The organism is Pseudonocardia sp. McavD-2-B, assembly GCF_024124365.1.
GTDB lineage: Bacteria > Actinomycetota > Actinomycetes > Mycobacteriales > Pseudonocardiaceae > Pseudonocardia > Pseudonocardia alni.
Genome location: NZ_JAMXSG010000382.1, coordinates 1 through 4,192, shown reverse-complemented (window position 1 = coordinate 4,192; position 4,192 = coordinate 1). Strand labels below are relative to the sequence as shown.

Genomic DNA, 4,192 nt, shown 5'->3' with positions numbered 1-4,192 from the left:
AGGCGTTGCCGACCGCGGAACGGGCCCGGGCGCTCGTCGAGGCGGTCCGCGGCGAGGCGGCGGCCACCCTCGGCCACGACGGCGCCGACGCGATCCCCGCCGGGCGCGCCTTCCGCGACGTCGGGTTCGACTCGGTGACCGCGGTGGAGCTGCGCAACCGGCTGCGTGGCGGGCTCGGGCTGCCGCTGCCCGCGGCGCTGGTCTTCGACCACCCGACACCCACCGACCTGGCCCGCCACCTGGGGACGCTGCTGTTCGGCGACACCCCCGGCGAGCAGGGCACCACCCGCACCGACGACCCCGACGCCCACATCCGTGAGGTCCTCGCCTCCGTCCCCATCGGACGGCTGCGGCGGGCGGGCCTGCTGGACATGGTGCTGGGCCTCGCCGATGCCGAACCCGGTGCCGCCGACGACCCCGACCCCGACGCGGGCCGGACCGACGACGGCGGCGCGGAGTCCCTCGACGACATGGATGCCGAAGCGCTGCTGCGGCTCGTCACCGAGAACTCGGCGAACTGACCTCGGCGAACTGAACGACAAGCAGGAGATTCTGATGAGCACGTCGGACCAGAAGTACGTCGAGGCACTCCGGTCGTCCCTCAAGGAGGTCGAGCGGCTCCGCAGGCAGAACGAGCAGCTGGTCGCCGCCGCGTCCGAGCCGGTCGCGGTCGTCGGCATCGGCTGCCGCTTCCCCGGTGGCGTCGCCTCGCCGGAGGACCTGTGGGACGTCGTCGCGCACGGCCGGGACGTCCTCGGGCCGTTCCCGACCGACCGCGGCTGGGACCTCGACGCGCTCGCCGGTGACGGCGAGGGCGGCAGCCTGGCCCAGGTCGGCGGCTTCGTCGACGACGTCGCCGGCTTCGACCCGGGCTTCTTCGGGATCTCCCCGCGCGAGGCCGTCGCGATGGACCCGCAGCAGCGGATCCTGCTGGAGATCACCTGGGAGGCGCTGGAGCGGGCCGGCATCGACCCGACGTCGCTGCGCGGCACCGACACCGGGGTCTTCGTCGGCACCACCGGCCAGGACTACGGCGAGGTGATCCGCGCCTCCGACGAGGACGTGGCGGTCTACTCGACCACCGGGCACGCCGCGAGCGTCATCTCCGGGCGACTGTCCTACACCCTGGGCGCCGAGGGCCCGGCGGTCACCGTCGACACCGGCTGCTCGTCGTCGCTGGTCGCCATGCACCAGGCGGTGCAGGCGCTGCGGGCCGGGGAGTGCTCGACGGCGCTGGCCGGTGGCGCGTCGGTGATGGCCACCCCCGGCCCGTTCGTCGCCTTCACCGCCCAGAGCGGGCTGGCCGCCGACGGCCGCTGCAAGCCGTTCGCCGACGGCGCGGACGGCACCGGCTGGGCCGAGGGCGCCGGGATGCTCGTGCTGATGCGGCTCTCCGACGCCCGCCGGCAGGGCCGCGAGGTCCTCGCGGTCCTGCGCGGGTCCGCGATCAACCAGGACGGCGCCTCCAACGGCCTGACCGCCCCCAACGGCCCGTCCCAGCAGCGGGTGATCCGGGCCGCGCTGGAGAGCGCGCGGCTGGGCTCCGGTGACGTCGACGCCGTCGAGGCGCACGGCACCGGCACCACCCTGGGCGACCCGATCGAGGCGCAGGCCCTGCTCGCGACCTACGGCGCGGACCGCGCGACCCCGCTGCTGCTGGGCTCGGTGAAGTCCAACATGGGCCACACCCAGGCCGCGTCGGGCGTCGCCGGCGTCATCAAGATGATCATGGCGCTGCGGCACGGGGTGCTGCCCCGCAGCCTGCACGCCGAGCGCCCCTCGGCCGACGTCGACTGGACCGCGGGCGCCGTGGCACTGCTCGACGCTGCCGTCGACTGGCCGGAGACCGGCCGCCCGCGCCGGGCAGGGGTCTCCTCGTTCGGGATCAGCGGCACGAACGCCCACGTCATCCTGGAGCAGGCCCCGCACACCGACGCGCAGGCACCTGCCGCCGAGGTGTCCGCCCCGGCGGTGGTGCCGTGGCCGCTGTCCGCACGCACCGCCACCGCACTGGACACCCTGCGGGCCCGGCTCACGGGATCGGTCACCGCACTGAGCCCGCTCGACGTCGGTGCCTCGCTGGCCACCGGCCGTGCGACCTTCGAGCACCGCGCCGTGCTGCTCGGCTCCGGGGACGAGGTCACCGAGATCGCCCGCGGTGTCGCGGGGGAGGGCCTGACCGCGCTGCTGTTCTCCGGGCAGGGCTCCCAGCGCCTGGGCGCCGGCCGGGAGCTGCACGCCCGCTTCCCGGTGTTCGCCGAGGCGTTCGACGAGACCGCCGCGCTGCTCGACGCGGCGCTGCCCGACAACGACGCCACCCTGCGTGAGGTCCTGTGGGGCACCGACGCCGAGGCGCTCGACGACACCGGCCGGGCGCAGCCCGCGCTGTTCGCGATCGAGGTCGCCCTCTACCGCCTGGTCACCTCGCTGGGCGTGGTCCCGGACCTCGTCGGCGGGCACTCGATCGGCGAGATCGCCGCCGCGCACGTCGCGGGCGTGCTGTCCCTCGACGACGCCGCCACGCTCGTCGCCGCCCGCGCCCGGCTGATGGCCGCGCTGCCGCGCGGCGGCGCGATGCTGGCCGTGGGCGCGACCGAGGACGAGGTCGCACCCCTGCTCACCGCCGGTGTCTCGCTCGCCGCGGTCAACGGGCCGTCGTCGGTCGTGGTGGCCGGGGACACCGACGGGATCGCCGCCGTCGAGGAGCACGCCCGCGCCCGGGGGTGGCGCAGCACCCGGCTGCGGGTCAGCCACGCGTTCCACTCGCCGCTGATGGAGCCGATGCTCGCCGAGTTCCGGGCCGTCGCCGCCGGACTCACCTACCACGAGCCACGGATCCCGGTCGTCTCCAACCTGACCGGCTCGGTCGCCGAGGTCGCCGACATCTGCTCCGCCGACTACTGGGTGCGCCACGTCCGCGGCACCGTCCGCTTCGCCGACGGCGTCACCGCCCTGGCCGCGCGCGGCGTCACCACCCTGGTCGAGCTCGGCCCGGACGGCGTGCTCTGCGGCATGGCGCAGGAGTCCCTGCCCGAGGGCGCCGTCGCCGTACCGCTGCTGCGCCGCGACCGCCCCGAGGAGCTGTCGCTGGTCACCGGACTCGCCACGGCCCACGTCCGCGGGACGACCGTGGACTGGGCCCGGCTCTTCGACGGCACCGGTGCGTCCCGGGTCGACCTGCCCACCTACCCCTTCGAGCACACCCGCTACTGGCCCGCGCCCGTCCGGGGCGCCGCCGACGTCACCGCCGCCGGGCTGACCACCGCCGACCACCCGCTGCTCGGTGCCGCCGTCGAGCTCGCCGGTGACGACGGCGTGCTGTTCACCAGCAGGCTCTCGGTCCGCACCCACCCGTGGCTCGCCGACCACGGCGTGCAGGGACGTGCGCTGCTGCCGGGTACCGCGTTCGTCGAGCTGGCGGTGCGCGCCGGTGACGAGGTCGGCTGCACCCGGGTGGAGGAGCTGACCCTGGCCGCGCCCCTCGTGCTCCCCGAGCGCGGTGGCGTGCGGGTGCAGGTCCGCGTCGGTCCGGCGGACGCCCGTGGCCGCCGCACCCTCGGCGTGTTCTCCCGGCCGGAGGACGCCGACGGCCTGCCCTGGTCGCAGCACGCCACCGGTGTGCTCGGCTCGGGAACGACGGCGCCCGACGGGCTCGACACGACCGCCTGGCCGCCCGCCGGCGCCGAGCCGGTCGACCTCGAGGGCTGCTACGAGCGGCTCGCCGGGATCGGCTTCGACTACGGGCCCTCCTTCCGGGGGCTGCATGCCGCGTGGCGCCGCGACGGCGAGGTGTTCGCCGAGGTCACGCTGCCCGACGGCGCCGGGACCGACACGACCGGTTTCGGCCTGCACCCCGCCCTGCTCGACGCCGCGCAGCACGCCGCCGCCTACGGCGACCTGGGTGCGATCAGCCGTGGCGGCCTGCCCTTCACCTGGGAGGGCGTCCAGCTGTTCGCCGCGGGCGCCGGCACCGTCCGCGCCCGGATCGCGGCCACCGGCGAGGACACCGTGTCGATCACGGTGTTCGACGCCGCGGGCGGGCCCGTGCTGACGGCGGACTCCCTGGTCTCCCGCGAGGTCCCGGCCGACACCGGCGCCGACCGGTACGACGACGCACTGTTCCGCCAGGACTGGGCGCCGCTGGGCGGCCCCGCCGGCCGGACCCCGGCGGCGGTCGCCGTCGTCGGCGCCG

General features: G+C 76.1%; 1 protein-coding gene and 1 pseudogene. Both read left to right on the top strand.

Annotation, left to right across the window (positions count from 1 at the left end; genetic code table 11):
- Nucleotides 1–521: acyl carrier protein (locus NH602_RS28760; RefSeq protein WP_253069447.1), on the top strand; the 521-nt coding region annotated here is incomplete at its 5' end.
- Between the two features lie 61 nt (nt 522–582).
- Nucleotides 583–4,192, top strand: a pseudogene (locus tag NH602_RS28755) (type I polyketide synthase); the annotation flags it as partial.